The sequence below is a fragment of the Chthoniobacterales bacterium genome (genome assembly GCA_039930045.1).
Classification (GTDB): Bacteria; Verrucomicrobiota; Verrucomicrobiia; order Chthoniobacterales; family DASVRZ01; genus DASVRZ01.
Genome location: JBDSQB010000016.1, coordinates 85,941 through 110,410, shown reverse-complemented (window position 1 = coordinate 110,410; position 24,470 = coordinate 85,941). Strand labels below are relative to the sequence as shown.

At 58.4% G+C, this 24,470-nt stretch carries 26 protein-coding genes and 1 tRNA gene; 16 read left to right on the top strand and 11 right to left on the bottom strand.

The genetic code is table 11. From position 1 onward, the window contains the following. The first annotated feature begins 63 nt into the window (after positions 1-63). From ABIT76_11985 to ABIT76_11970, 4 genes are read left to right on the top strand one after another with little or no spacing between them, the layout of a single operon-like run. Positions 64-954 (top strand): CPBP family intramembrane glutamic endopeptidase, encoded by an 891-nt coding sequence (locus ABIT76_11985; protein ID MEO7933867.1) that lies wholly within the window; start codon positions 64-66, stop codon positions 952-954. Next, positions 951-1,676 carry a ComF family protein gene (locus tag ABIT76_11980; GenBank protein MEO7933866.1) on the top strand — a complete coding sequence of 242 codons (726 nt, stop codon included), beginning with the start codon at positions 951-953 and terminating at the stop codon, positions 1,674-1,676. Before ABIT76_11985 ends, ABIT76_11980 begins: the two co-directional genes overlap by 4 nt. 33 nt (positions 1,677-1,709) lie before the next feature. Further along, positions 1,710-2,564 carry an acetyl-CoA carboxylase, carboxyltransferase subunit beta gene (gene accD, locus ABIT76_11975; GenBank protein ID MEO7933865.1) on the top strand — a complete coding sequence of 285 codons (855 nt, stop codon included), beginning with the start codon at positions 1,710-1,712 and terminating at the stop codon, positions 2,562-2,564. Positions 2,565-2,582: 18 nt separating this feature from the next. Next, on the top strand, positions 2,583-3,770 hold the full coding sequence (locus tag ABIT76_11970; GenBank protein ID MEO7933864.1) for a folylpolyglutamate synthase/dihydrofolate synthase family protein: 1,188 nt from the start codon (positions 2,583-2,585) through the stop codon (positions 3,768-3,770). On the opposite strand, the gene ABIT76_11965 is transcribed toward ABIT76_11970, so the two are convergent. Next, entirely contained in the window at positions 3,771-4,361 is a 591-nt protein-coding gene (locus ABIT76_11965) for a hypothetical protein (protein MEO7933863.1), read from the bottom strand. A 53-nt stretch (positions 4,362-4,414) separates the two neighbouring features. Between ABIT76_11965 and ABIT76_11960 the strand changes: the two genes are divergently transcribed. From ABIT76_11960 to lpxA, 5 genes are all read left to right on the top strand, one after another. Then, positions 4,415-5,212 carry an SIMPL domain-containing protein gene (locus tag ABIT76_11960; GenBank protein MEO7933862.1) on the top strand — a complete coding sequence of 266 codons (798 nt, stop codon included), beginning with the start codon at positions 4,415-4,417 and terminating at the stop codon, positions 5,210-5,212. Positions 5,213-5,315: 103 nt separating this feature from the next. Continuing rightward, positions 5,316-6,164, top strand: a complete 849-nt coding sequence (prmC, locus tag ABIT76_11955; GenBank protein MEO7933861.1) for a peptide chain release factor N(5)-glutamine methyltransferase — start codon at positions 5,316-5,318, stop codon at positions 6,162-6,164. Continuing rightward, positions 6,157-7,416 carry a UDP-N-acetylglucosamine 1-carboxyvinyltransferase gene (gene murA, locus ABIT76_11950; GenBank protein ID MEO7933860.1) on the top strand — a complete coding sequence of 420 codons (1,260 nt, stop codon included), beginning with the start codon at positions 6,157-6,159 and terminating at the stop codon, positions 7,414-7,416. The genes prmC and murA overlap by 8 nt, the downstream gene beginning before the upstream one ends. 13 nt (positions 7,417-7,429) lie before the next feature. Then, complete coding sequence (gene radC / locus ABIT76_11945) at positions 7,430-8,119, top strand: DNA repair protein RadC (protein MEO7933859.1); 690 nt, start codon at positions 7,430-7,432, stop codon at positions 8,117-8,119. Then, on the top strand, positions 8,116-8,919 hold the full coding sequence (gene lpxA / locus ABIT76_11940) for an acyl-ACP--UDP-N-acetylglucosamine O-acyltransferase (GenBank protein MEO7933858.1): 804 nt from the start codon (positions 8,116-8,118) through the stop codon (positions 8,917-8,919). Before radC ends, lpxA begins: the two co-directional genes overlap by 4 nt. A 2-nt stretch (positions 8,920-8,921) precedes the next feature. On the opposite strand, the gene ABIT76_11935 is transcribed toward lpxA, so the two are convergent. From ABIT76_11935 to ABIT76_11920, 4 genes are all read right to left on the bottom strand, one after another. Continuing rightward, positions 8,922-9,158, bottom strand: a complete 237-nt coding sequence (locus tag ABIT76_11935; GenBank protein MEO7933857.1) for a hypothetical protein — start codon at positions 9,156-9,158, stop codon at positions 8,922-8,924. 12 nt (positions 9,159-9,170) lie between these two features. After that, positions 9,171-10,547, bottom strand: coding sequence for a HAMP domain-containing sensor histidine kinase (locus tag ABIT76_11930; protein ID MEO7933856.1), 1,377 nt, complete (start codon positions 10,545-10,547; stop codon positions 9,171-9,173). Continuing rightward, positions 10,505-11,236: a L,D-transpeptidase family protein gene (locus ABIT76_11925; GenBank protein ID MEO7933855.1), complete on the bottom strand. Its 732-nt coding sequence runs from the start codon at positions 11,234-11,236 to the stop codon at positions 10,505-10,507. Before ABIT76_11925 ends, ABIT76_11930 begins: the two co-directional genes overlap by 43 nt. Positions 11,237-11,556: 320 nt before the next feature. Then, entirely contained in the window at positions 11,557-13,368 is a 1,812-nt protein-coding gene (locus ABIT76_11920) for an ATP-binding protein (protein MEO7933854.1), read from the bottom strand. A 207-nt stretch (positions 13,369-13,575) separates the two neighbouring features. Between ABIT76_11920 and ABIT76_11915 the strand changes: the two genes are divergently transcribed. From ABIT76_11915 to ABIT76_11895, 5 genes are read left to right on the top strand one after another with little or no spacing between them, the layout of a single operon-like run. Further along, positions 13,576-14,358 (top strand): CbiX/SirB N-terminal domain-containing protein, encoded by a 783-nt coding sequence (locus ABIT76_11915; protein MEO7933853.1) that lies wholly within the window; start codon positions 13,576-13,578, stop codon positions 14,356-14,358. After that, complete coding sequence (locus tag ABIT76_11910) at positions 14,355-14,984, top strand: DR2241 family protein (protein MEO7933852.1); 630 nt, start codon at positions 14,355-14,357, stop codon at positions 14,982-14,984. The genes ABIT76_11915 and ABIT76_11910 overlap by 4 nt, the downstream gene beginning before the upstream one ends. A 29-nt stretch (positions 14,985-15,013) precedes the next feature. Then, positions 15,014-16,213, top strand: coding sequence for an amidohydrolase family protein (locus ABIT76_11905; GenBank protein MEO7933851.1), 1,200 nt, complete (start codon positions 15,014-15,016; stop codon positions 16,211-16,213). Continuing rightward, entirely contained in the window at positions 16,210-17,034 is an 825-nt protein-coding gene (locus ABIT76_11900) for a D-alanyl-D-alanine carboxypeptidase family protein (GenBank protein ID MEO7933850.1), read from the top strand. The genes ABIT76_11905 and ABIT76_11900 overlap by 4 nt, the downstream gene beginning before the upstream one ends. Before the next feature lie 57 nt (positions 17,035-17,091). Further along, positions 17,092-18,474, top strand: coding sequence for a sigma-54 dependent transcriptional regulator (locus ABIT76_11895; protein MEO7933849.1), 1,383 nt, complete (start codon positions 17,092-17,094; stop codon positions 18,472-18,474). Here the strand turns inward: ABIT76_11895 and ABIT76_11890 are convergent. Beyond that, positions 18,471-18,689, bottom strand: a complete 219-nt coding sequence (locus tag ABIT76_11890) for a hypothetical protein (protein MEO7933848.1) — start codon at positions 18,687-18,689, stop codon at positions 18,471-18,473. The genes ABIT76_11895 and ABIT76_11890 overlap by 4 nt on opposite strands. A 7-nt stretch (positions 18,690-18,696) precedes the next feature. Continuing rightward, positions 18,697-18,951 carry a hypothetical protein gene (locus ABIT76_11885; protein ID MEO7933847.1) on the bottom strand — a complete coding sequence of 85 codons (255 nt, stop codon included), beginning with the start codon at positions 18,949-18,951 and terminating at the stop codon, positions 18,697-18,699. A 96-nt stretch (positions 18,952-19,047) separates the two neighbouring features. Here ABIT76_11885 and rpoN point away from each other — a divergent pair, with 96 nt between their 5' ends. Then, positions 19,048-20,439 (top strand): RNA polymerase factor sigma-54, encoded by a 1,392-nt coding sequence (gene rpoN, locus ABIT76_11880; GenBank protein MEO7933846.1) that lies wholly within the window; start codon positions 19,048-19,050, stop codon positions 20,437-20,439. A gap of 7 nt (positions 20,440-20,446) precedes the next feature. Here rpoN and ABIT76_11875 read toward each other — a convergent pair whose 3' ends face one another. From ABIT76_11875 to yajC, 4 genes are all read right to left on the bottom strand, one after another. Continuing rightward, positions 20,447-21,112 (bottom strand): 4'-phosphopantetheinyl transferase superfamily protein, encoded by a 666-nt coding sequence (locus ABIT76_11875; GenBank protein ID MEO7933845.1) that lies wholly within the window; start codon positions 21,110-21,112, stop codon positions 20,447-20,449. Between the two features lie 62 nt (positions 21,113-21,174). After that, positions 21,175-21,372, bottom strand: coding sequence for a 30S ribosomal protein S21 (rpsU, locus tag ABIT76_11870; protein MEO7933844.1), 198 nt, complete (start codon positions 21,370-21,372; stop codon positions 21,175-21,177). 111 nt (positions 21,373-21,483) lie between these two features. Continuing rightward, the gene (gene secD / locus ABIT76_11865; protein ID MEO7933843.1) at positions 21,484-23,814 is read right to left on the bottom strand and encodes a protein translocase subunit SecD; all 2,331 of its coding nucleotides are present in this window, start codon (positions 23,812-23,814) and stop codon (positions 21,484-21,486) included. A gap of 27 nt (positions 23,815-23,841) precedes the next feature. Then, positions 23,842-24,165: a preprotein translocase subunit YajC gene (gene yajC, locus ABIT76_11860; GenBank protein MEO7933842.1), complete on the bottom strand. Its 324-nt coding sequence runs from the start codon at positions 24,163-24,165 to the stop codon at positions 23,842-23,844. 185 nt (positions 24,166-24,350) lie between these two features. Here yajC and ABIT76_11855 point away from each other — a divergent pair. Further along, a tRNA-Met gene (locus tag ABIT76_11855) sits at positions 24,351-24,427 on the top strand. The last annotated feature ends 43 nt before the right edge of the window (positions 24,428-24,470 follow it).

Here is a 24,470-nt window from a genome sequence, read left to right as displayed (position 1 = left end):
GTTTTTCACTGGCGGACGCGTCTTGACCACTCTAAAAACGGGTCACTTCAAACCGCCTCATTCTTGAAAGACAGCCTTAAAATCCTCGTTTACTTCGCTGCCGTCGTGTTGTTTGGCGCACTGCTGGCCCCGTGGCTTTTCTGGGCGGGCAACTGGCTGGGGCATCAGCATCACTGGCTGCGGATTCTCCATGAGAGCGACTTTCAGCGGTATTTTCACCGCGCAATATTGATCGCAGCGGTGGTGTTACTAGTGCCGATCTGCCGCTGGCTGCATTTGCCCGGCGCGAAAGTGCTCTTCGCTCAAAACGATCCAACTCCGCTCAAAAATTTAGTCATCGGCTTCCTCCTGGCGTTCTTCGTTCTGACGGCGCTCGTCTTTGGGCTGATCCATTTCGATTACTGGAACTGGAAAAGTCCCCTCCCCTGGAGCCGCGTCCAAAGCGTGGTTTTGACCGCCATCGTCGCGCCCGTGATCGAGGAATATTTCTTCCGCGGCGCGCTGACCAAGCTCGTCACCCGCTCGTCGAATCGCTGGTGGGCGCTGATCTTCGTCTCGGCGCTCTACGCCGTCGTCCACTTCCTGAAACCGATGGACACCGTCATCGCCGCCAAGTCCGTCACCTGGCTTTCCGGGTTCCATTTGATTCCCCTTTCCTTCGAACGTTTCTCGCATCCGCAGCTCGTCCTCGCCGGCTGCGGCACGCTCTTCATCCTCGGCTGCACGCTCGGTTACGCGGCCATGAAAACGCGCGGTTTGTGGTTCTCCATCGGCCTGCATTCGGGGGTGATCCTGAGCAAATTTTCCTTCACCAAACTGGCGAAATATGACGTGAAACGAAACGCGATGCCGTGGTTCGACACCGACCTGACCATCGGTTTCGGAGCACTCGGCGTGATGCTTTTGCTCTTCGTTTTAGTCTGGCTGACGCTCCGCAAAAACTCCGCGCGATGACGTTTCCCACACTCCAACGCTGGACGCAGACGGCGGCGGATTTGTTGATCCCGCCACTCTGCGCCGGCTGCCAGTGTCGGCTCGAATCGGGCTGGCTATGCGCGAAATGCACCCGCCTCACGCGCCGGGTGAAGCCGCCGTTTTGCCAATGCTGCTCGCATCCGTTTGACGGCGCGATTGACACGGAATTTCAGTGTCCGAATTGTCAGGATCGGCCCATGCATTTCACCTGCGCCGTCGCGTCGCGTCACGCCCAGGGCCTCGTCCGCAACCTCATTCACGACTTCAAATACAATCACCGCGAGCACCTTCGCCGCCCGCTCGCCGGCTGGCTGGCGGACACGCTCGACGACTCGCGGATGACTGCGACTCCCATCGACGCGCTCATTCCCGTGCCGCTCCACGCCACGCGCCAGCGCGAGCGTGGTTACAATCAGGCCCGGCTCCTCGCCGAAATTCTCGCGGCCGAGTTCCATTTTCCCTTGCTCCATACGTTGAAACGCGTCCGCCGCACCCAGACGCAAACCTCCTTTGACCGGGCCGAGCGCATGGAAAACTTGCACGATGCCTTTCACGTGAGTCAGAATACGGCTGTGCAAAACAAACACCTCGTTCTCGTCGATGACGTCCTGACCACCGGGTCCACGCTCAACGAGTGCGCCCGCGTCCTGCTCGCCAGCGGGGCTGCCAGCGTCCGCGCCATCTGCGTGGCAAGGGGCTGATTTTTTCCGAAACTCCATAACACTGCAACTCCCATGGGTATTTTTTCCAAACCGAAAATCAAGACCGACAACACCAAGAAAAAAGATATGCCCGAAGGTCTCTGGCAAAAATGTCCGAGCTGCGGCGAGGTCATTCACAATCTCGAACTCGAGGAAAACAGCCGCGTCTGCCCCAAGTGCGACCACCATTTCACCCAGTCTGCGCGTGAACGCATCGCGTTGCTGCTCGACCCCGGCTCGTTTCAGGAGCGCGACGCCCGCATGGCCTCCGTCGATCCGCTGAATTTCAAAGGCGTCTCCACTTACGCCGACCGCCTCCGCAAATACCAGAAAGACACCGGCCTCGTGGACGCCGTCATCACCGGCACTGGCACGCTCGAAGGCCACCGCGTGAGCATCGCCGTGATGGATTTCTCATTTCTCGCCGCCACCATGGGCTCCGTCGTTGGGGAAAAAATCACCCGCGCCATCGAGCTTGCCACCGCCGAGGGCATCCCCGTCATCGTCGTCTCCGCCTCGGGCGGTGCGCGCATGTACGAGGGCATGTTGAGTCTCATGCAAATGGCCAAAACCAGCGGCGCGCTCGCCCGCCACGCCCAGGCGAAACTCCCCTATCTCTCCATCCTCACCAATCCGACGACCGCCGGCGTCATGGCCAGTTACGCCTCGCTCGGCGACCTGATTATTGCCGAACCCAAATGCATGATCGGCTTTGCCGGCCCGCGCGTGATCAAGGAAACCACGCACCAGGATTTGCCTCCGGGTTTCCAGACGGCGGAATTTCTCGTCGAGCACGGCCTCGTTGATCTCATTTGCGACCGCCGGAAAATGCGCAGCACCCTCGGGAAAATCCTCACCTACTTCACTCCGAAGCGACACGCAGCCTAGCTCCTTTTCGCCGTCGCCATGGATTATCGGGAATCCCTCGACTGGCTTTATTCTACCCAGATGTTCGGCATCAAGCTGGGCCTGGAAAACATGCACCGGCTGGCAGTCGCATTGGACTGCAACCCGACTAGAAAAATCATCCACGTCGCCGGCACCAACGGCAAGGGCTCCGTCTGCGCCATGGCCGAGTCCGTCGCCCGCGCCGCCGGCTGCACGACCGGACTCTTCACCTCGCCGCATCTCGTCCACTACAACGAGCGCATCAAAATCAACGGCACCGATGCGACTAACATCGAAATCGCCGACGGCCTCACCCGCATTCGCGACATCGTCGCCGACTGGGAAACGCATCCGACTTTCTTTGAAATCACCACTGCGCTCGGCTTGCTCCTTTTCAAAAAACACGCCTGCGAAATCATCCTCCTCGAGACCGGCATGGGCGGGCGCCTCGATGCGACTAACATCGTGACCCCCGCAGTATCCGTCCTCACCCGGATCGACCTCGACCACGCCCAATGGCTCGGCAACACGCTGCAGAAAATCGCCGCCGAAAAAGCCGGCATCATCAAGCCCGGCATCCCCGCCATCACCGGGCCGCAAGCGCCGGAAGTGCTCGAAGTCTTCCGCCGCGCCACACCGCTGCTAACCATCCTCGACGATCCCTGCGATTCGAGTTCCATCGCACTCAGCGGCGAGCATCAAAAATGGAACGCCGCGCTCGCCATTTCCGCCCTGCAAACCATCGGAGTTCCAATCGATTCTGCGAGCATCGCCACCGGTCTGAAAAACGTCCGTTGGCCCGGACGTTTCCAGCAGATTCGCCCCGGCATTTACCTCGACGGAGCGCACAATCCCGCCGCCGCCGGGGAGCTCGTCAAAACCTGGCAAACGGATGGCCCGGCAGCGAAACCGACCATCCTCATCGGGATGTTAGGCGACAAGGAAATCGACGCCACCTTGAGCGCACTCTCCCCGCTGGCCGCGAGTTGGATTTGTCTCGCACCCCGCTCTCCCCGCAGCCTCGCTCCCGTCGATCTGGCGACGCAAATCGCCAAGGTTAGTTCTGCGCCTGTTCACATCGCCTCATCGCTCGCGCAGGCCCTCGTCGCTCCTCCGCCCCTGCTCGTTTGCGGCAGCCTTTTTTTGGTCGGCGATGCGCTGGCCCACTTTCAAAACGAGCCGAAGGCGAGGACCACCACGCAATAGCTAGCGCGTCGTGTTCAGCAGCTTCCTAACATCGTCCACCGTCAGCGCTTTTTTGGAGTTCTCCTGCGCGTCGAGCACCTTCTGCGACTTTCCGGGCACTAGAAACGGCCGGTTTTTATCGTAGTCCCGCGTCTCCTGCGTCTTGCCCGCGTCGCGATCTTCCTTCACCGGATTCGTCTTTACCTCGGTCTTCGTGTCGGCATTGGGAATGGTGTAATTTCCCTGCGTTCGTGCCTTTTTTCCGCCCGCCTCGTAGTCGCCCGTCCAGTAATCGTTCGCGCCGTATTTCTTCGAGCCGGCAAAAGCCTTCAGGCGAAAAAGATCGATCCAGTGAAACGTCTTCACATTCCCCGCATTGGTGGAAAATCCCTTGTCCGCCCCGCCGTAGAACGCCTTGTCCTGCAAATCCGTCGCCGCATTCAGGGTCGGATGCAGGATGCGCTTCATCCCCTCCGACTCATTTTCCTGCCGCGACTCCTGCCCAAGGACCACCCCTGCCGAGAGAATAAAAAGGAGGGACACCAGTTTGCGCACGCCGCAAATTAGCGCAAATCCCCCACTGCCACCAACGGGAAAATGGGAGGTCGCCATAGTTTGCGATGGCTAAAGTGGTTGTCCCTGAGTATGCAGTGATCGACCCCTCTATGAGAACACCTGACGAATCCTCCCGAACTGCCCTCGATCTTCGCTTTATCGGCTCGTTAGCCATTGCGATAGCCTTGGTTCTTTGCACAGCGATCGCTTCCCAACGGTGGTTTCAAGTTCGCTACCGTCCGGAAAAGCACAACATCCGCATCACTGGCTCGGCCAAAAAACGGATCGTCTCCGATCTGATCCAATGGCAGGCAACGGTGGAAGGCCGAGGCGAAGATCGCGCCGCAGCTTACAAAACATCGCGAGAAGGACGCGAAAAAGTGGTCGCTTTTCTCACGGCCCAAGGCATCAAAGCCGAGGAAATCATCCCTCAGTCAGCCTCCTCCGAGGAGCTCTTTGAAAAAGTGATCGAAGACAAAGTCTTGCCCGGCACCACGACAGCCGTCCGCAGCGAAACCAAAGTTTCCAAGGGATTCCGCAGTCGCGAGGTCGTCGCCGTGCGTTCCACGGATGTCTCGCGAGTGGAAAAAGCTTCGCGGGAAATCACCTCGCTGCTGGAACAAGGCGTGACGGTCAATTCTGAGTCACCGAATTATTTCTATACCAAGCTGGGCGACCTGAAGGTCGAAATGCTCGCCGCCGCCGCCAAGGATGCCCGCACGCGAGCCGAGAATATCCTGCAATCCGCCGGTAATGCCTCCATCGGCAAACTCGTCACCGCCGACATGGGAATCATCAACATCAACCCGGCGAATGAAACTGCGACCTCCAACGAGGGCAACAACGACACATCGTCGCTGGAGAAAGACATCATCACGATTGTCCATGCGGAGTTTGAGGTGAAGTGAGAGCGACTCGAAGATGACATCAGGCTGGCACCGCAGACTCACCGCTTGAACCAAACCCCACTTGCCGCTGGGGGGATTCGCTGGTAAGCCTTGCCCTCTTCTCATGGCTGCGCGCAAAACTGTCCTCGAAATCCTCCAGTCCACGACGGGCTATTTCGAGAAACATGGCGTGGAAAGCGCCCGGCTGAATGCGCAGCATCTCGTGGCGCATGTTCTCAAGGTGAAACGCATCGAGCTCTATATGGACTCGGAGCGCGAGTTATTTGAGGACGAGCTGGCTCCGTTGCGCGACTTCGTGAAACGCCGCAGCCAGGGGGTGCCGTTGCAGCATTTGCTCGGCACGGAGGAATTTTACGGGCGCACATTCCGCTGCGACTCCCGTGCGCTCGTGCCGCGACCGGAGACGGAGCGATTGATCGAACTCCTCCTGCCGCTGCTGCGAGGGCGGCCCGTGAAAGTGGTCGATGTCGGCACCGGGAGCGGCATCATTGCGCTCACTCTCGCCGCCGAATGGCCCGAGGCTGACGTGACCGCCATCGATCTCTCGCCCGCTGCACTCGCGCTCGCTGGGGAAAACGCCGCGCTGCTGGAGCTTTCCAGTCGAGTTGCATTCGTATCGGGCGACCTGCTGGGGTCGGCGACAGGCGAGTTTGATCTGATCGTGGCCAATCTGCCCTACATTCCAGCGGGCGAAATTCCGAGGCTGGCCCGCGAGGTGCAGCACGATCCGGTGTCCGCGCTCGATGGCGGCCCGGACGGGCTCGATCTGGTTCGCCGCCTCATCGCGCAGGCTCCGGCCCATTTGAGTTCCAATGGATTCATCGCCCTGGAAATCGGGCACGACCAATCGGAGCGGGTCGCCGATTTATTGCGCGCCGCAAATTTCCGGGACATTCGCATCGAAAAAGACTATCAAGGCGTCCCCCGATTTCTCATCGCACCACATGGATAAAATTCTCGTTCACGGCGGCCCCCGCCTCACTGGCACGGTCCGCATCAGCGGCTCGAAAAACTCCGCGCTGCCCATTCTCGCCGCGACACTGCTGACGAAGGAACCGTGCATCATCCGCCGCGTGCCTGACTTGAGCGACGTGCATTTTCTCCTCCAGATCCTCAGCAGCCTCGGGGCCGAGGTCGAGCGCGCCAGCGGCACCGTCCAGATCAAGGCGGAGAAAATCAAGACGACCGCGCCCTACGAGATCGTCCGAAAAATGCGCGCGTCGGTCTGCATTCTCGGGCCACTGCTCGGACGTGAAAAGGAGGCCACCGTCTCGCTGCCGGGCGGTTGCGTGATCGGCGACCGGCCAATCGACTTGCATCTGCGTGGCTTCGAGGCGCTCGGCGCGGCGGTGCGGATTCAATCGGGTGATGTAAAACTTTTTGCGAGCCGCCTGATCGGCAACACCGTGAATCTGAGCGGCAAATTTGGCTCCACCGTTCTCGGCACCGGCAACGTCCTGATGGCCGCCGTGCTCGCCGAGGGAACGACCGTCATCGACGGCGCGGCGGAGGAACCCGAAGTCGTGGATCTGGCGAATTTCCTCATTAAAATGGGAGCCAAAATCGAAGGCGCGGGCACGCATCGAATCGTCGTCGAGGGCGTCGAGGAACTCCACGGGGCCGAACACGATGTCATCCCCGATCGCATCGAAGCGGGCACATTTCTGGCCGCCGCCGCCATCGCGGGTGACGATGTAAACATCACCCGGCTCGATCCGAGTCATCTCGTGGCCGTGACCGACGCGCTGATTGCTGCGGGGCATCACCTCGAAATTGAGGCGACTTCCATTCGAGTCAAAGCCAATGGCGCGGGGAAATCGCTGGAGATTTGCACCGAACCCTACCCTGGTTTTCCGACCGACATGCAGGCCCAGATGTGCGCCTTGCTCGCGACCACGGACGGACTCAGCACGGTGACGGACAATGTTTTTCCGCAGCGTTTCATGCACATTTCGGAGATGAAACGCATGGGTGCGCAGGCGCATCTGGAAGCTTCGACGGCGGTCATTCGCGGGGTGGAACGGCTCAGCGCGGCCCCGGTGATGGCGAGCGATCTGCGCGCGTCGGCGGCGCTGGTTTTGGCAGGATTGCAGGCGGAGGGCATCACGGAAATCAACCGCGTTTACCACATCGACCGCGGCTACGAATCCATCGACGAGAAGCTGAACAACCTCGGTGCCCAGATCGAGCGCGTGAAGGCCTGAATCCTTTGATCTAATGGCGCGCCTGAAGGAACTTCCCGCCGACGAGCTGCCGCGCGAACGGCTGCAACGCCACGGAGCCGGGTCGCTTTCCAATGCCGAGTTGATCGCCATTCTCCTGCGCACTGGGATGGAGGGCACGCACGTCCTCGAGCTGGCCGACCAGTTGCTCACGCGCTACCAGACGCTCACCGCCATCGCGCGCTGCTCAGTGCAGGAACTCAGCAAAATCAAGGGCGTCGGACCCGCCAAAGCCGTGCAACTCGCCGCCGCTTTTGCCCTCGGCCATCGGCTTGGTTACGAGCGGATCACCACCGAGCCATTTGATAATCCAGAGGTCATTTACCAGTTTCTCGGCGCGCAAATGCGGATGCTTTCCACCGAGTCGCTGCAGGTCGTTTTGCTGAATACCCAGCTTCATCTCATCAGCATCGAGGAGGTTTCCAAGGGGAGCATCAACGAGACCGTCGCCCACATTCCGCTCATCTTCCGGCCGGTGCTGGCGAGCCAGGCTTACGCCTTCATCCTTGTCCACAATCACCCCTCGGGAAATCCCGAGCCGAGTTCGGCGGACAACCAATTTACCCGCCGTCTGGCCGAGGTTGCGCAGCTCATGCAGGTGCGTCTGATGGATCACCTCATTTGCGGCGTTCCCACGGAAACGAAGCGGGGTTATTACAGCTATCGCGAGAGCGGCATCCTATGATTCATCCCACAGCCATCATCGATCCCGCAGCGGAGTTAGGGATGAATGTCAACATCGGCGCTTACTCGATTATCGGCGCAAATGTCACCCTCGGCGACGATTGCGAGTTGCATCCCCATGTGGTGATTCATCCCTTTGTGAAGCTGGGCGCTAGCAACATCGTCCACTCCGGCGCGGTTCTCGGCGGCGATCCGCAGGACGTGAGTTTCAATCGAATGACCATCAGCCAGGTCGTCATCGGCGAACGAAATGTCATCCGCGAAAACGTGACCATTCATCGCGGCGCGAAAGAGAACGGCCTGACTCAGATTGGCGACGATTGTTTCCTGATGGCTGGCGCGCACCTCGGCCACGACACCGCGATCGGCAGCCATGTCATCCTCGCGAACAACGTCCTGCTGGCTGGCCACGTCACTGTGGGCGACCGCGTTTTTCTCGGCGGCGGCAGCGTGGTGCATCAGCACACGCGCATCGGACGACTCGTCATCGCCCAGGGACTTTCCGGTTTCAGCAAAGACATCCCGCCATTCACGATGGCTGCCGAGATCAACACCGTCGCCGGGCTGAATGCGATCGGACTCAAACGCGCCGGGTTTTCGCCCGAGACGCGCAATGAAATCAAGGCCGCTTTCGCCCTGATCTATCGCAGCGGATTGAACGTCTCCCAAGCCCTCGCCGCCTCGGACGAACGCCCATGGGGACCGGAGGCGGCGGAGTTTTTTGAGTTCATCCGCGCAGCGAAAAAGCGCGGCATCTGCGCCCTGATTGCGAGCGCCGACACACCCGGTTCTCTAGATTAACGTTACAAATGGAGTTGGGGATATTCCCAGTTTGCAAAGGTGCCGGGGCAGCGAAAACTCGGGCAGGCAAAGTGCGGCGCCTCGTGCTCGTCCAGCGTGATGACGATGTCCCGGCCGACGATGAGGTGTTCGCAGCGGTTGCAAAAACGCGTCTCGTCGAGGCTCCACCAATGGGTGTGAGGATCGTTTTCCGCGAGCAAACGCAGCCGCCGTCCAGCCGTGAGAAAGAGCCCGCTCATGGAATTAGAATATCACACAAGGTCGCTCTCCGCAGACACGGGCAATTCTATGAAAAATGTCGAGCCGTTCCCGAGCTGGCTGCGGCAGCCGATCGTGCCGCCCATGGATTCGGTCATTTTCTTAGCGATGGAAAGTCCGAGGCCGCTGGAGGATTCGCCGCCGGTGGGCTGCGAGGTGAGCCGGGTAAATTTCTGGAAAAGCTTCGCCTGATCCTCCTCGCTCAAGCCGGGGCCCTCGTCTTGGACGGAGAGAACGGCGAATTTTTCGCGGAGTTCCAGTGCGATGCGAGTCGTGGTGCCCTTGGCCGAATACTTGATCGCGTTTGAGAGGAGATTATCGAGGATTTGCAGCGTCGGTTTGGCGTCGGCTAGAACGAAGACCGTCTCCTGCGGTGTGTGGACTTCCAGTGTGATGTCCTTGTTTTGCGCGACGAACCGATGATGCTGCACGGCTTCGACGACCATCTCGGAAAAATCCACCCGCGCGATATTCAGGGTGAAACGGCCCTCCTCCATCGCGTTCAGATCGAGCAAATCGTCGATCAAATGCGACATGCGTCGCGACGTTTTTACGATTTGACCCCCACTCGCCTGCACCTGCGGCAGATCGGTGACGATGCCTTCGGCGATGAGCGAACTGTGGCCGAGGATGGCTTGCAACGGACTCCGCAGGTCGTGCGCGACGACTTGCAAGATGTGCGTTTTCTCCTGGTTGAGCGCCTCCAGCCGGTCGTTGGCGAAACGGAGATTCTTCAGCGCGTGCTCCATGCGGAGAAAGGCGCTTTTGCGTCCGCCCTCGATGATGAAACCCAGAATGCCGGCAAACAGCGTGAGGCTGACGTAACCCATCGCCGTGATCAGCGGATGCCAATGTGCGTCGTAGCGAATCGGCACGCGATACCCCATGCCGTAGAGCCCCGCGAAAAACATCGTTCCCAGGAGCGAGCCGATGAACCAGAGAACGCCCGAACGCTGGTTGGCGAGGACGAGAGCGCTGATCGGCACCGTTGCCAGCCAGCTTACCGCGTGACCCTCCACTCCTCCCTCGACCGCCGACAACCCGGCGAAACCGAGCGTGAGATAGAACGCAATCAGGTTCCCCGCGCGCACACTGTTTTGAAACCGGCTGAACGCCACCGAGAGCAGCCCCAGCGTGCAAATCATCACAATCCCTGCGCCCCAGTAGTGGCCGACCGCGAGGTAGAAGCAGCAGTAGATCAACCCAAAAATGCCGCCGAGGTAGCCGAAGTTCACCACCAGCCGGGCGTGACGCAACTCATCGGGGTTCGAGCGGAACTTGTCGTCCACAAACCCATCGAGCCACTCCAGCAAGCGCATCCAGAGCTTCATTCCATCGCCTCCGGTGGCGGCAGACCCCACTCGCGCCATTTCTTCAAGTATTCCGACTTTGGCAGCAGCACATAATGCGGATGCGCCGGAGCCCGCAGCCAGCGAATGAGCGACACCAGATCGGCCTCGGCCATGGTCGTGCAACCCGCCGTCGGCCGCGTCGGCCCGCGCCGGATGTGAAAGAAAATCGCACTCCCGTCGCCCGGCACGATGTCGTCGCGATTATGCCGGATCTCCACCAGCCAACGGTAAGCCGCGTCGTTGTGCCGCATCTTTTGCCGCTCCCACCACTCGGGGCGATTTTGCGGATCGACCGTTACCAATTCGTTGTAATGCGGCAGCCGCGGGTCATCCACCCAGGCATCGTTCGGCCCCACGGTGTGAAACGGATAATCCGCCCCCGGCGGCAGCGCAGCGTCGTAGGTATAGATTTTACCTATGGCAAACAGCCCCGCCGGAGCGCGTTTATCGCGTTCCACCTTGTGCGCGCCCGCCTGCTCCTGACCCAGCACGCCGCGGCCCCAGGCCAGGCCATTCTTTCCATAGAGGACCGGGATCGCCGGAGACGCGGGCTGCCATTTCCCTGCCACTCGATTGAAAAGCCGGAGCTGGCCCTGATTCGAGTTCCAGTCTGGTGCCACACTCACGATCAGTTGCCCCACCCCATCGAGCGGCGCGGCGACGATCACGCCCGGCATCAATAACAAAAAGAGAAACACAAAACGCATGATCGAGAGAGCCAAGCCTAATCCCTATTCGCCCCGCAAGCGGGAAAAGATGAGCCGCAACGCATCTTCCACGGAAACGAGCAATCGCCAGCAAAGGCCGTAAACTGTTTCTCATCGTCTCACTTCCACTCCGCCCACTTTGAACTATAACTCCGTGACTAATGAAGCTCCCACTTCCAGTCATAGGTGCCGCGCATCGCCATGCCCCGGTTCAGCGGCCCGCGCCCCTTCTGCCGCCGCCCCGGCCTCTGGCTTATCCCCCCTTTAGAACAGCCGCGATTCGCTGCTTGAAACGGCCAAAATAACCCTCCTGCCCCCCGTTACTTCGCGTCGGGCGCGGGCCATTCCACAATAAACTGCGCGCCGCGACCGAGGCCTTCGCTCACCGCTCGAATCGTTGCCCCGTGCGCTTCCACGACGGCTTTGCTGATCGCCAACCCCAGGCCCATGCCGCCGTAGCGATGATTCTCCCGGAGTTCGCCCTGATCGAAGGGCTGGAAGATCCGCCCCAGCATTTCGGGTTGGATGCCGATGCCGTGATCGATGACCTCGATCCGCAGACCGCCGCCCTCCTTCTCGCGAGTGATGACCTGGATGCTCCCGCCATCCGGCGAAAATTTGATCGCATTGCGCAGTAGATTCCAGATCACCTGCTGGAAACGCGCCGGGTCCACCCGCCACTCCCGCTTCGACGCCTCGCACTCGCAAACCAGCTCGATCTTTTTCTCCACCGCCTGGGGTCGCACCATCTCCATCGCCAGCACGATCAAGTCGTGAATGTCCCGCCGCTCCAACTCCAGAAACAGCTTCCCCTGGATGATCTTGGAAATATCCAGCAAATCGTCGATCAGCCGCACTTCCACCTGAATGTTGCGCTTGATCATCGCCACTTCCTCCAGCAATTCGGCGGGCAGCTCCGGGTGAGAACGAATAAACTCCACCGCAAACAGCACCGGCGTGAGCGGCGTGCGCAACTCGTGCGAGAGCGTCGCCAGCAGCGCATCCTTCGAGCGGTTCGCCTCGTCGGCCTTTTTCTTGGCGATCCCCAGCAGGCGCACAGCCTCGCGACTCGCGCTCGCATCGTGGAAAACGAGAATCACACCCAGCACCTTCCCCGCTTCATCGCGGATGGGAGCCGCAGAATCCTCAATCGCCACCTCCACGCCCTGTCGCGAACGCAGCACGGTGTGATTCGCCAGACCCACGACCACATTTTCCCGAAGTACGCGGGCGACCGGGTTCTCGGTCGTAGCACCCGTCTCCTCGTTGAAAATAACAAACACCGCCTCCAGCGGCTTCCCTTGCGCCTCCGCATTCGTCCAGCCCGTCATCTCCTCCGCCACGGGATTGAGAAATTCCACCCGCCCCGTGCTATCTGTGGCCAGCACCGCGTCGCCGATCGAGTTTAGAGTCACATGCAACTCGTCCGCGCGCCGATGCACCGCCGAGAGGCTCGTACTATAGGTGGCATTGAGTTTGCGCAGCAGACTCTTCAACCGCAGGGTCAACCAAGGTATGCCCACGAGCGCGACACCGCCCAGAGTGGCGAAGAGCACGGCCACCGACCATTTAACACGGCGCACCCGCTCATCGCGCAGGCGCTCCTCCTCGTTGACAAAGGTCTTTAACTCCTGCCTCGCCCGGGCCGACAGTGCAGCGCTCGCCTCCAGCTGCAGACTCGTCGGCGCGGTGCGCTCCTCCGCCATCGAGGCCGCGAGCCGCGACCGCCACTCGTGCAGGGCAGCCTCCACTTTCCCGGCTTGGGCCGTTTGCGAGGGATTGTCCGACACCAGATTCTGCAATCCCTTTAGCCGACCCTCCAGCGCCTCCTCGCCCTCCGTGTAGGGAGCCAGAAAAGCCTCCTCATGCGTCAGCCAGAAACCCCGCGACCCGGCCTGCATCGCGAGCATCGTCGTCTCCACCTCATGCGCCTGCGCGATCACCGCGTCCGTGTGCTCCACCCAGGCCGAGGCACGGAGGAGAATAAAAATCATCCCCAGCAACGCCAGACTGGGAACTCCGAGACCGATCATTACCGCCCGCGTCGCACTCCGCAGCGACTGATGGAAAATGTGGCGATCCAGCAGCGCGGCTTGTTCCCGGAGAGTGGCAGGCGAAGTCAGATTCGGCATGACGCCCCTAAATTGCGGACTCTATTGAACTTTTCAAGTTGGAAGCCTCTTCCAACAGCCAAATCAACACGCCTCAGCTTCTGTTTCGTCCGAAAGTCTGAGTCCCATAGAAACTGAAGTTTCCCAGCCAAGTGCGCCCAAACGAGGGTTGGCGCATTTTTTCGCCGAAGTCTTGTCGGGAGGGCGGTTTCAATCGTAGATGAGGGCATGGATAAATCTCGCTGCGCTCTCGTTCTGGCCGGGCATGGGTCCACGCTGAACCCGGATTCCAGCGGGCCGACGCATCTCCACGCGGCGACGATTCGGGCGCGGGGGATTTTTGCCGAGGTGCATGTCTGTTTCTGGAAGGAGGAGCCGAGTTTTCGTCAGATCTGGCGGATGGTGGAGGCGGACGAGGTCTATGTGGTGCCGAATTTTATTAGCGAAGGGTATTTTACCCAGACGGTGCTGCCGCGGGAGTTAGGGTTAAATGGGCCAATCACCGAGCGCGATGGACGGGTAATCAAATACTGCGAGCCGGTGGGGAATCACGCCAATATGACGGGCCTGCTCCTGCAACGCGCCCGCGAGGTGGCACCGGGAGTGGACTTGGCTGCGATCAGTCTCATCATTGTGGGGCACGGCACGGGGTTGAATGATAATTCGGCGCGGGCGATCCGCGATCAGGTGGCGCGGATTCGGGCGCTGGGGCAATTTGGCGAGGTGGTGGATGCGTTTATGGAGGAGTCGCCGAATGTGGCGGAGTGGGATCAACTGACGACGCTGAAGCATGTGGTGGTGGTGCCGTTTTTTATCGCAGACGGGTTACATAGTTATGAGGACATCCCTGTGTTACTGGGGATGGAGGCGGGGGCGACTCGGCAAAATCCGGTGCCGTTGCGCGGGCGGCAGCTTTACTACGCAAGCGCCATCGGGACATCGTCTCTGCTGGCGGACGTGATTCTGGATCAAGTGGCGGCGTTTGATGAGAAACACGCGCTGGCCGTATGAAGCTGGCGGAGAAATTAGCCGCGTGGCTGGAGGCGGGCCGCGCCGACTTGGGCGAGGTGCGAATCGGGCGGACGGCGGAAGGATTCGAGTTGCATCACTATCTGGATGAACCGGGGGAGTTGCAGTCGTATCAGCAGGCGGAGGACGCTATCGAACTCGGCAAGCTGGATGCGGCGGGAAAATATCGTCCGCTGCGCAGTGCGCCGACGTTGCAGCGCGGCTGGCGGCTGGAGTTGGGCAGTCTTGAGGACGTGGTGCGGGCGCTGGAGTTTTTCTATCCGGCGATGCTGGGGACGGCGGCGGCGTTTGAGGAAAAGGCCGGACGTCCGGTGGATTTGCGCGAGACGTTGAATCGCCAGTCGGGCATGTATCGCGTGGCGGGTAAGATCACCAACGAACAAGCCGACGCGTTGATCGGCGAGGTCTGCCCACCGAATCGCTGCCTGAAGACGATCACCTGGCAGATCGAGCCGGGGGTGGCGATCACGAGTCTGCCAGCAGGGAAATTGGAGTTGGGTCACGATCTGCTGGAGTGCGGGCGCGGTTTCATTCCCCTGCCCTGCGAAGAATGTTGCAATATCCTTGTCGCCGCCGCCCGCGAGACGGTAAAGAGAGCCCCCGCATGATTCTTTATCGAGCCCGCCACTTGGTCAGCATGGATTCCCCGCCCATCGAGGATGGTGGATTGCTCGTCGAAGGCGACCAAATCGTGGCTCTCGGTAAGTATGACGATCTCGCCGCGCAACACGCCGGGCGCAAAGTCGATCTCGGCGAGGTGATCCTGATGCCGGGCCTGATCAACGCTCATTGCCACTTGGAATTTAGCTCGCTGCGGCATTTGATTCTGACTCAAACGACGTTTGCGAAATGGATTCAGCGGATCAATGCGGCGAAGCGCAATCTTACGGACGACGATTATCTCGCCGCGACACTCGCGGGTGCGGCGGAACTCCTCCGCCACGGCACGACGACGGTGGTGAATATCGAGTCGTTTCCCGAGCTGCTGGATCGCGAGCCGAAGCTCCCGCTGCGCACATGGTGGTGTTACGAAATGCTGGACATCCGCCAGCGCAATCACAGCGAGGAATCCATGCGCGGCGCCCTGCGTTTCTTCCATCCAGCGGAGTCGGAGCTGACTCATTTCGCGCTCAGTCCGCACGCGCCTTACACGGCGTCGGCGGAGCTTTACCGGCTGTCCACCGCGGCGGCAGAGGCGGGTGATTTGCTCGTCACCACCCATGTCGCCGAGTCCTCCGAGGAGATGCAAATGCTGCTCGACGCCACCGGCCCGCTCTATGAGTTTCTGGAGAGTCTCGGGCGCGACATGAGCGATTGCGGAGGGATGACTCCGCTGCGTTATGTCATCGAATATGGCTGCCTGAAACCGGACGCGCTGCTGGTGCACTTGAATGAATTGAGCGCCGACGATTACGCCCTGCTGGCACGTTGGTCGCAGGGGGAAATGATCCACGTGGTGCATTGTCCGAAGAGCAGCCAGTTTTTCCAGCACGGTGTGTTTCCTTACGAGAAACTGCTCGCCGCGAATGCGAATATCAGCCTCGGCAGCGACAGTCTCGCGAGCAACGACAAGCTCGATCTCTTTGCCGAAATGCGCCGTTTCGCGGAGGCTTTCCCAGACGTTGCTCCGGTCGAAATCGTGGAAATGGTCACGCGCAATCCGGCGCGATCGCTCCGCCAGCCCGACAAGCTCGGCGTGCTCCGGCCCGGTGCTTGGGCGGATGCGATTGCCATCCCGGCGGGAGACATTCGGACCTCGGAAGTTTACGAAACCATCCTGCAAAACAAACGCCCGATCCCTTGGATGATGATCGCGGGCGAGGTCGTCGGTGCATGAAAACGCTCGCCTGCCTCACCGCGGCTGCCCTGCTTTTTTGCAGTGGAGTTCCATGCGAATCAGCGGAGGTAAAACCGGCTCCCGGTGAATTGGTGGTGGCCGCCGGGGGAGCCGCAGTGATGGATAGTTTCGCTGGCACATTTCTCTGGCAGAAGAATGCGGACCAGCGTTTTTTCCCGGCGAGCTCTACGAAGATTCTCACGGCGTTGCTGATCATCGAGTCCGGCCACTTGGACGACATTGTCACAGTCACGTTGGAAGACACGAAAGTGGAGCCGAGTTCGCTCGATCTCAAGCCGGGCGAAACTTACACGCGGAGGCAGTTGCTCTTCGGTCTGATGCTGAAAAGCGCCAACGACGTCGCTATGGCCCTCGCCCGCGACAACGCCGGAAGCGTGGCTGCCTTTGCCGAAAAGATGACGAAACGCGCCGCCGAGTTGGGGGCGACTGACAGTCATTTCATGAACCCCAACGGGCTGCATCACCCGCAGCATTACACCACGGCGCACGACTTGGCGCTGATCAGCCGGACCGCGATGCAACTGCCGTATTTCCGCGAAATCGTTCGCACCCAAGCCTTCGACTGGCAGTCGCCGCGTGGGATGGTGCCGCTCCGCAATCACAACCGGCTGCTCGTGCGCTATCCGGGTTGTATCGGTATCAAGACAGGCTACACCAGTCAGGCGCAGCAGGTGTTGGTGAGCAGCGCCCTCCGCGACGGGCGCGAATATCTCGCAGTCGTGTTGCATACGAATCGCCCCGGAATCTGGGAAGACAGCACCAAGATGCTCGACTTCGGATTTGCCTCCACTCAATTCTGATAATCAGTTGCAATTTTGGATTGCCGATTCTCATCGTTGAGATAAAATCGTTTCAATATGGCCAAAATAATGATCGTTGATGACGAACCTTCCATGGTCGAAGTCATCGCCACTCTCTGTCGCGAAAAAGGGCATCAAGCGATGCCATTCAGCTCCTCAGTCGCCGCCCTGGATCAGTTGGAAAAGGCTGCGCCTCAACTGGTTATCGTCGACATCAAAATGGAAAAAGTCGGCGGATTCGACATCCTCCGAGAGTGCAAGGAGAAGCTCCCGAATACGGCGGTGATTATGATCACCGGTTACGCCTCGGTGGAAACGGCCGTGGATGCGATGAAGCTCGGCGCTTTCGATTACATCACGAAGCCCTTCAAAATCGACGAGTTACAGTTGACTGTGCAGCGCGCCTTGGATTTCCAAGCGGCCATTCGCGAAAATGTCTATCTCAAACGCGAACTAAAGGAAAAATACAAATTTGAGAATATCATCGGCACAAGCGGCAAGATGCAGGCGATCTACAATCTCATCGCCAAGGTTGCGGACACCGACAGCACGATCCTGATACAAGGCGAGAGCGGCACCGGTAAAGAACTGGTCGCCAGGGCTTTACACTTCAACAGCCATCGCCAGCATCATCCATTTGTCGCGATCAACTGCTCGGCTTTACCTGAAAACTTGCTGGAGTCGGAATTGTTTGGTCACAAAAAAGGCTCTTTCACCGGCGCGGTGCAGGACAAATTGGGCCTTTTCGAAGAAGCCAACGAGGGCACCATTTTCCTTGATGAGGTGAATTCCATGGCCCCTGCGTTGCAAACCAAGCTGCTGCGCGTGCTGCAAGAGCGTCATATTCGTCGGGTTGGTGAAACGAAAAGCGTGGCAATCAATGTCCGCGTTGTCGCTGCCGCCAACGAGGCTCTGAGCGAAAAAATCAAGGGCGGCGGATTCCGCGAGGATTTGTATTACCGCCTGGCTGTGATTCCATTGGAACTCCCGCCGCTGCGCGATCGTCTGGAAGACGTGCCGCTTTTGGTGAATCATTTTTTAGCCAAAAACGCGTCGCAGACGAGCACCGAGCCCAAGAAAATCGAGCCGAAAGCACTCGAACTCCTCGGTCGCTACAGTTGGCCGGGCAATGTGCGCGAACTGGAAAATGCCGTCGAACGCGCCTGCGCCTTGTGCGATAACGGCGTAATCAAGCCCGAGGATTTGCCGCCGCACGTCGCCAATAATCACGACACCACAGTCAATGGACCGAACGTCGAATGGCGCATCGGCCAAAAACTCGACGAATTTGTGCGCGGCATGGAGCGCCGTTACATTGAGCAGACGCTTGCCTTTAACAACGATTCCCGGGAGAAAACAGCCGGGATGCTCGACATCAGCATTGCGACGCTTTATCGCAAGCTGGAGATCAAAAAGGGCGACAAGGACGTTTTGGTTTAGCCGCGCTTCGCCACAATGCGAAGCTGATTCGAGTCGGCTTCCATCGCTTTCAGCACTTCCAAAGTCGCGGCCTGACGCGTGATCAAAGATTCGTTGGCAGCTTTGATTTGAATCAGAGCGGCTCCGGCGCTTTCCGAGGGTTTACTTTGTGAATGGATTCGCAGCGATGTGGCTCCCAGAAAGAGCGTGGTGAGGATGAGATAAATGGGTTTCATTTCGTGCTTATTTTGTTCCCTTGGCTTTGCCCGCGCGACTGACGTAGATTTTCGCCTGCCGCAGATCTTCCTGAATGGTGGCCAGACTCTTGTCGATGCTGGCCTGATTTTCATCGATTAACTTCTGCTGCGCCGTGATCGCCTGCACGAGTGGAACGAGTTCATCGCTGGTGCCTGCGGGGCTTTGCGCCCCGAGCGGGAGCATCCAGGCGAGCGACGCCAGCACGGCGGCAGTCAACAAATAGGGAACGGGAATTTTCATGAGCGTTGGGAGAGTGGGTGTTGGGGAGCGATTTGCCGCACTATAGTCTTGCAGCAGGAAATATACCCAGATACTGTCTTCTCAATGGCTTCAGGAATGCACCAGTCCCAGAACATGTCGCTGCAGCAGGTGCTCGCACCGCAGTTGCAACAAAGTCTCGCCATTCTGCAAGCTCCCATGATCGAGCTGCGCAACATCATTCAGCAGGAGATGCAGACCAATCCCGTGATCGAGGAAGACATCACCGAGCCGAGCATTGAGGACAAGCAGCGGGAGATGGAGGACTTTAAGGACGAGTTTGAGAAGCTAGCCAAACTCGATGAGGAATGGCGCGATTACATGGCGCAGAGCAGCAGTTACTCCGGGCGCACGGCGGACGAGGAAGAGCGGCGCCAATTTTTCTTCGATTCCATTGTGAACGAGGAAACGCTCCAGCAGCATTTACTCGATCAGCTCAACATGCTCGATCTCGACCAGGATGATCGCCGCACCGCCGAACTCATTGTCGGCAACATCGACGACGTTGGTTTTCTTCAAACCACGCCCGAGGAAATGTCCATGAACACCGGCATTCCCGAGGAAAATTTTCGGAGAATGCTCGATGTCGTGCAGGGGTTTCATCCCGTCGGCGTTGGTGCGCTCGATTTGCGCGATTGTCTGATGATTCAACTTCGGCGGCTGGGCAAAGAAAATTCCGCCGAGTATCGCATTGTGGAAAACCACCTCGCCGACTTGGGCAAACGCCGTTTTCCGGAGATTGGACGCAAACTCGGAATGTCGCCCGAACAAGTCCAGCGGCACGCCAATATGATCGGCACGCTCGACCCGCGACCCGGCCAGGTTTTCACGCCGGACCCGAATAACTACGTGCTGCCCGACGTAAACGTGGAGAAAATCAGCGGCGAATTCACCATTTCCCTCAATGGCGAACAAATCCCGCATCTGCGCATCAGCAACACTTACAAGGATCTTATGTCGCAGGAAGGCAACGGGGCCGAGGTGAAGGATTACATTCGCGAAAAAATTCGTAGCGGGAAGTTTCTCATCAAGAGCATCCACCAGCGCCAGCAGACAATTCATAACATCGCGACCGAGATCGTGAAGCATCAGCAGGAGTTTCTCGAAAATGGCGCGGCGCATTTGAAGCCGCTGACCATGGTGCAGATCGCCAACATCGTCGGCGTGCACGAAACAACCGTCAGCCGGGCCATTTCCGGCAAATACATGTCCACGCCGCAGGGTGTATTCGACATGAAATATTTCTTTACGCCCGGATATCAGACCGATGCGGGGCAAAACATGAGCAATACCAGCGTGAAGGGCAGCATCGCCGAGATGGTAAAAAACGAGGACACTTCCAGTCCACTCAGCGACAAGGACATCGTCAAAATTCTCTCGGAACGCGGCATTCCCATCGCACGCCGAACGGTGGCCAAGTATCGCAACGAGTTGAATATTCTGCCGAGCAATCTGCGCAAGCAGTATTGAACTCGACTCAGGCCCGATAGAACTGCAACTGCCGCGGCGTCAGGTCCACTTGGGCGACGCAGCCAGCGAGGCCGGGCGCGGGCTCAAAACGACAGCTCCAGGACGCTCTCTGGAATTTTGCGTAGTCGCTGAGCTGAACCAGACCGACTCCCCAGGCTTTCAGGACGGCTTCTTTTTGCGTCCAACGGCTGTGAAAAAACGCTGGCTTTTCAGCGTCCGATAAACGGCGAAATTCCTCTTTTTCCGGCTCCTCAAACCAGCGTTCGACAATCGCGTCCATTTGAGAGCGCAGTCCGACTTTCTCGATGTCCACGCCGACTGCTTTTGTCGAAAGAGCGAGGACGAGCCAGCCGCCGGAGTGACTTCGATTGAACTCCAGCGGAGTTCCAATCAAATTGGGCTTGCCAGCTTTGCTCTGATTGAACTGCAACTCCGAGGGCGCCAGTTGCAGGTAACTGGCCAAAATCTGACGCGTCAGCCAATGCGACACGAAAAACTGCGCTCGGACGGTTTCATTTTTCAGCGCGCCAAGTTTGATTCTTTCCTGTTCAGATAAGTCTGCAACTTGGGCCTGCGGGAGCAGTTCCTGAATCGACGCGCGCCAGAGATGAATCTCGTCCTGCGGCAAATGCCGTTCGGCGGGCGCTTTCCGCCAGATGGTCGCTGGAGTCATAAACGAAAAAATCCCGCCAACCCAATGGGCAGCGGGATTTTCGAAAATCTTTGGAAAACGAGTTAGGCTGGGTTGAAACGGAATTTCAGCTTCGCTTTTTTCGCATTGGACTTGGCCTTGCGGCGGGTCTTCTGGACCGGAGTCTCAAACGCACGCAGGCGGCGGACTTCCTCCATGATTCCCTCGGCGTCGAGCTTGCTTTTGAGTCTTTTAAGAGCGCGATCAATGGGCTCTCCTTTGCGAACAATTACCTCTGGCATAATGTATTTAGTGGTTTTGGCTGGTTAAAAAATCTGTTGAGTGAGGGTGGAGATTAGCTGGCTTCTGTTATGTCGTCAACCGGCGTTTCTGAGAAACTACGTGGGAAAACATCATCCCTGAACGACGACCAGATCGCTGGCTTTGATCTGGCGATCTAGTGCTTCGCCTTTCCATTTCGACCACCAGAGAACGACTGGCGAGGCGATGAAGACGGAGGAATAAGTGCCGACCAGAATGCCGATCAGGATGGCGAAAGCGAAGTCGTTGAGCGCGTCGCCACCGAGGAAATAAAGGCCCATCATCGACATCAGCGTCACGCCGCCGGTGAGGAAGGTGCGGTTCAGGGTCTCATTGATGCTGGCGTTCATGATTTCTTGCACGGAGCCTTTGCGACCACTGCGCAAGCCTTCGCGAATGCGGTCATAGACGACGATGGTGTCGTTGATCGAATAGCCGGCAATCGTCAGCACAGCGCCCACCATGACCAGCGAAAGCTCGCGTCCGAACAGAGCAAACATGCCAATCGTGATCACGACATCGTGGAGCACGGCTACTAAGGCTCCAATGGCGAACGACAGCTCAAATCGCATCGTGACGTAAATCAAAATTCCCAACATGCCGAGTCCGAGCGCAATGAGGGATTGCTGGGCGAGTTGCTTGCCGACGAGGGCTCCGACGGTGTCTTTCTGGCTGATTTTCAGGCCCGCATCGGGAAAACTGGCGATCAGTTTTTGAGCCACAGCCGGGCTGGAGTCAAATGGGCCGCGAATTTGCAGGTATTTGGCAGTGCCGGCGGTTTCGCTTTGCACGACCAGATCGTCACGTCCCAGGGCGGCGCGCGCCTCGGCATCGGTGATCGGTTTTTCCATCGACATCAAAAGCAAGTCGCCACCTCGAAAGTCCACACCGAAATTTTTCTCTCCGCGCAGCGCGAAAATGGCCCCGCAAGCGAGCAGGACAATCACGGAAACAGCCACCGCGATCTTGCGTTTGCCGAGAAAATCGAACTTCGGATTCGAGAGAATGTTCATCATGGTGAACTCCTTCAACCAGCCGAAATGTGTCATCCAGCCGAAGCACATGCGGGTGACGACTAAGGCGGAAAAGAGCGACGCGATAATGCCGACCATAAGGGTGACGGCGAAGCCTTTGACCGGTCCGCTGGATTGCCAGAAGAGGATCGCGGCGGTGATGAGAGTCGTAGCGTTGGCGTCGAAAATGGCGCTGAAAGCCTTTTCGTACGCCGCCTCCACCGCGGCGATGATGGATTTGCCGGTGGCCAGTTCCTCACGCAACCGTTCGTAAATGAGGACGTTCGCATCGACCGCCATGCCGATCGTGAGAATGATGCCGGCGATACCCGGAAGTGTGAGCACGAAGTTAAAAAGCGACATCACACCAAATAAAATGGCGATGTTCACCACCAAGCCGACGAGAGCCACCACACCGGCTGTTCGGTAATAAATGGCCATGAAAATCGCCACGACCACGACCCCGAGCAAACCCGCCAGAATGCCGGAATGAATCGAGTCCTGGCCCAATGTGGCGGAGACGCTACGGCTTTCGTCGATTTTCACAGGAGTTTGCAGCGGATTCTCGAGAACGCTGGAAAGATTGCGCACTTCCGTGTCGGTAAAGGTTCCAGAAATCGTCGCCTGCCCATTGGGCATCGCCTCGCGAATCACAGGTGCCGACTGCACTTCGCCGTCGAGGACAATCGCGAGCTGATTTCCCACATTTTTCGCAGTGAGATCGGCAAATTGTTTGGTGCCTTCCTTGGTGAACTTCATCGCCACCAGATATTTCATGCCGTCGAACTGCGGGTAAGCCGCTTCGATTCCAGTTCCATTCATCTCTGCGCGCTGCTTCACCAAAACCTTGTTCGGTTTGTCGCCTTTTTTATCCACTTTCTCGGTCTGAACACGGTAACCGGGAGGAGTTACAGCCGTGCCTGCCTCGATCTGCGGAACCAGCGACTGGCTCTCGGGATGCACCAGCTTGAACTCCAGTTTGGCGACTTTTTCCAACTGCTGACGCGCCATTTCCACATCCTCGGTTTTCAAGCCGGGAATCTGGACCAAAATGCGATCCTCGCCCTGCGGACTGATGACGGGTTCGCCGGTGCCAAATTGATCCACGCGCTTGCGGATCGTCTCGACGGCTTGATCAAGCTGGTCCTTGGAAATTTTCCGCGGCTGGCCTTTATCGTCGTTCTCGCGGACGAGGCGCATCAGGAAGGACGTGCCGCCTTTTAAGTCGAGTCCGAGTCGAATCTTCTTATCAAACGGCGTCATCGACTGAATGCAAAACGCCGTGATAAACAGCGTCAAAACCAAGCCGGCAATACGTTTCCGACGCGGCTCCTCGGCGGCAAAATAGACGGCAAAAAGAATCAGCAGGACGATGCCGAGACCGAAAGTGAGGGCGGGCGACAGAACCATAAATCAGTGGGGAAATAGCTGAAGCGCTTAGGCTTCCACGACATCGGAACGGGACTCGACCACGGCCACGGCCGACTTGTCGAACTCGAGTTTGACGTTGTCAGCGACCTTCAGGAGGAAGGTTTTCTCTTTCACATTCGAGACGATGCCGTGAAGACCGGCATTGGTGATGATCTTGTCGCCGGTCTTCATGCTGGTGATGAGGGTTTTCAGTTCCTTCTGCCGCTTTTGTTGTGGCCGAATGATCAGCACATAAAAAATCGGGACCAGGAACAGGATTGGGAGCAGGCTGCTCAAAGGATTGGCATTCGGAGTCGCCTGGGCGAGAAGAGTAAAACTGGAAAATATCATGGGTCTTATTTAGAAGGCTGAAGTCAAAGACCGGGCAATTAGCCGATCAGAGAGGGATGGATTCAGTAATGCAGTTGCCCCGTGGGAGCAAACAGAAAATACCTCTGGGCGAGGTTAATGCTGGCAGGTTTTTGAAAATCGTCCTTGCGCCCTCGTTTCGTGCTGGTATGGTCGCCTTCTTCAAACGCGGGGTGGAGCAGTCTGGTAGCTCGTCAGGCTCATAACCTGAAGGTCCTGGGTTCAAATCCCAGCCCCGCAACCACTTCTTTTTAGAGGTGGTTTCTCCGCAGAAAAGTCTCAGACTG

Coding starts and splice junctions, on each gene's coding strand:
- murA (MEO7933860.1), top strand. CDS start 6,157: ATGGATAAAATTCTCGTTCACGGCGGCCCCCGCCTCACTGGCACGGTC.
- ABIT76_11875 (MEO7933845.1), bottom strand. CDS start 21,112: ATGACTCCAGCGACCATCTGGCGGAAAGCGCCCGCCGAACGGCATTTG.
- ABIT76_11980 (MEO7933866.1), top strand. CDS start 951: ATGACGTTTCCCACACTCCAACGCTGGACGCAGACGGCGGCGGATTTG.
- rpoN (MEO7933846.1), top strand. CDS start 19,048: ATGCACCAGTCCCAGAACATGTCGCTGCAGCAGGTGCTCGCACCGCAG.
- prmC (MEO7933861.1), top strand. CDS start 5,316: ATGGCTGCGCGCAAAACTGTCCTCGAAATCCTCCAGTCCACGACGGGC.
- ABIT76_11970 (MEO7933864.1), top strand. CDS start 2,583: ATGGATTATCGGGAATCCCTCGACTGGCTTTATTCTACCCAGATGTTC.
- secD (MEO7933843.1), bottom strand. CDS start 23,814: ATGGTTCTGTCGCCCGCCCTCACTTTCGGTCTCGGCATCGTCCTGCTG.
- ABIT76_11905 (MEO7933851.1), top strand. CDS start 15,014: ATGGATTCCCCGCCCATCGAGGATGGTGGATTGCTCGTCGAAGGCGAC.
- ABIT76_11885 (MEO7933847.1), bottom strand. CDS start 18,951: ATGAAAATTCCCGTTCCCTATTTGTTGACTGCCGCCGTGCTGGCGTCG.
- ABIT76_11920 (MEO7933854.1), bottom strand. CDS start 13,368: ATGCCGAATCTGACTTCGCCTGCCACTCTCCGGGAACAAGCCGCGCTG.
- ABIT76_11965 (MEO7933863.1), bottom strand. CDS start 4,361: ATGGCGACCTCCCATTTTCCCGTTGGTGGCAGTGGGGGATTTGCGCTA.
- ABIT76_11960 (MEO7933862.1), top strand. CDS start 4,415: ATGAGAACACCTGACGAATCCTCCCGAACTGCCCTCGATCTTCGCTTT.
- ABIT76_11925 (MEO7933855.1), bottom strand. CDS start 11,236: ATGCGTTTTGTGTTTCTCTTTTTGTTATTGATGCCGGGCGTGATCGTC.
- ABIT76_11890 (MEO7933848.1), bottom strand. CDS start 18,689: ATGAAACCCATTTATCTCATCCTCACCACGCTCTTTCTGGGAGCCACA.
- ABIT76_11900 (MEO7933850.1), top strand. CDS start 16,210: ATGAAAACGCTCGCCTGCCTCACCGCGGCTGCCCTGCTTTTTTGCAGT.
- ABIT76_11935 (MEO7933857.1), bottom strand. CDS start 9,158: ATGAGCGGGCTCTTTCTCACGGCTGGACGGCGGCTGCGTTTGCTCGCG.
- radC (MEO7933859.1), top strand. CDS start 7,430: ATGGCGCGCCTGAAGGAACTTCCCGCCGACGAGCTGCCGCGCGAACGG.
- ABIT76_11915 (MEO7933853.1), top strand. CDS start 13,576: ATGGATAAATCTCGCTGCGCTCTCGTTCTGGCCGGGCATGGGTCCACG.
- yajC (MEO7933842.1), bottom strand. CDS start 24,165: ATGATATTTTCCAGTTTTACTCTTCTCGCCCAGGCGACTCCGAATGCC.
- ABIT76_11910 (MEO7933852.1), top strand. CDS start 14,355: ATGAAGCTGGCGGAGAAATTAGCCGCGTGGCTGGAGGCGGGCCGCGCC.
- accD (MEO7933865.1), top strand. CDS start 1,710: ATGGGTATTTTTTCCAAACCGAAAATCAAGACCGACAACACCAAGAAA.
- lpxA (MEO7933858.1), top strand. CDS start 8,116: ATGATTCATCCCACAGCCATCATCGATCCCGCAGCGGAGTTAGGGATG.
- ABIT76_11895 (MEO7933849.1), top strand. CDS start 17,092: ATGGCCAAAATAATGATCGTTGATGACGAACCTTCCATGGTCGAAGTC.
- rpsU (MEO7933844.1), bottom strand. CDS start 21,372: ATGCCAGAGGTAATTGTTCGCAAAGGAGAGCCCATTGATCGCGCTCTT.
- ABIT76_11930 (MEO7933856.1), bottom strand. CDS start 10,547: ATGGCGCGAGTGGGGTCTGCCGCCACCGGAGGCGATGGAATGAAGCTC.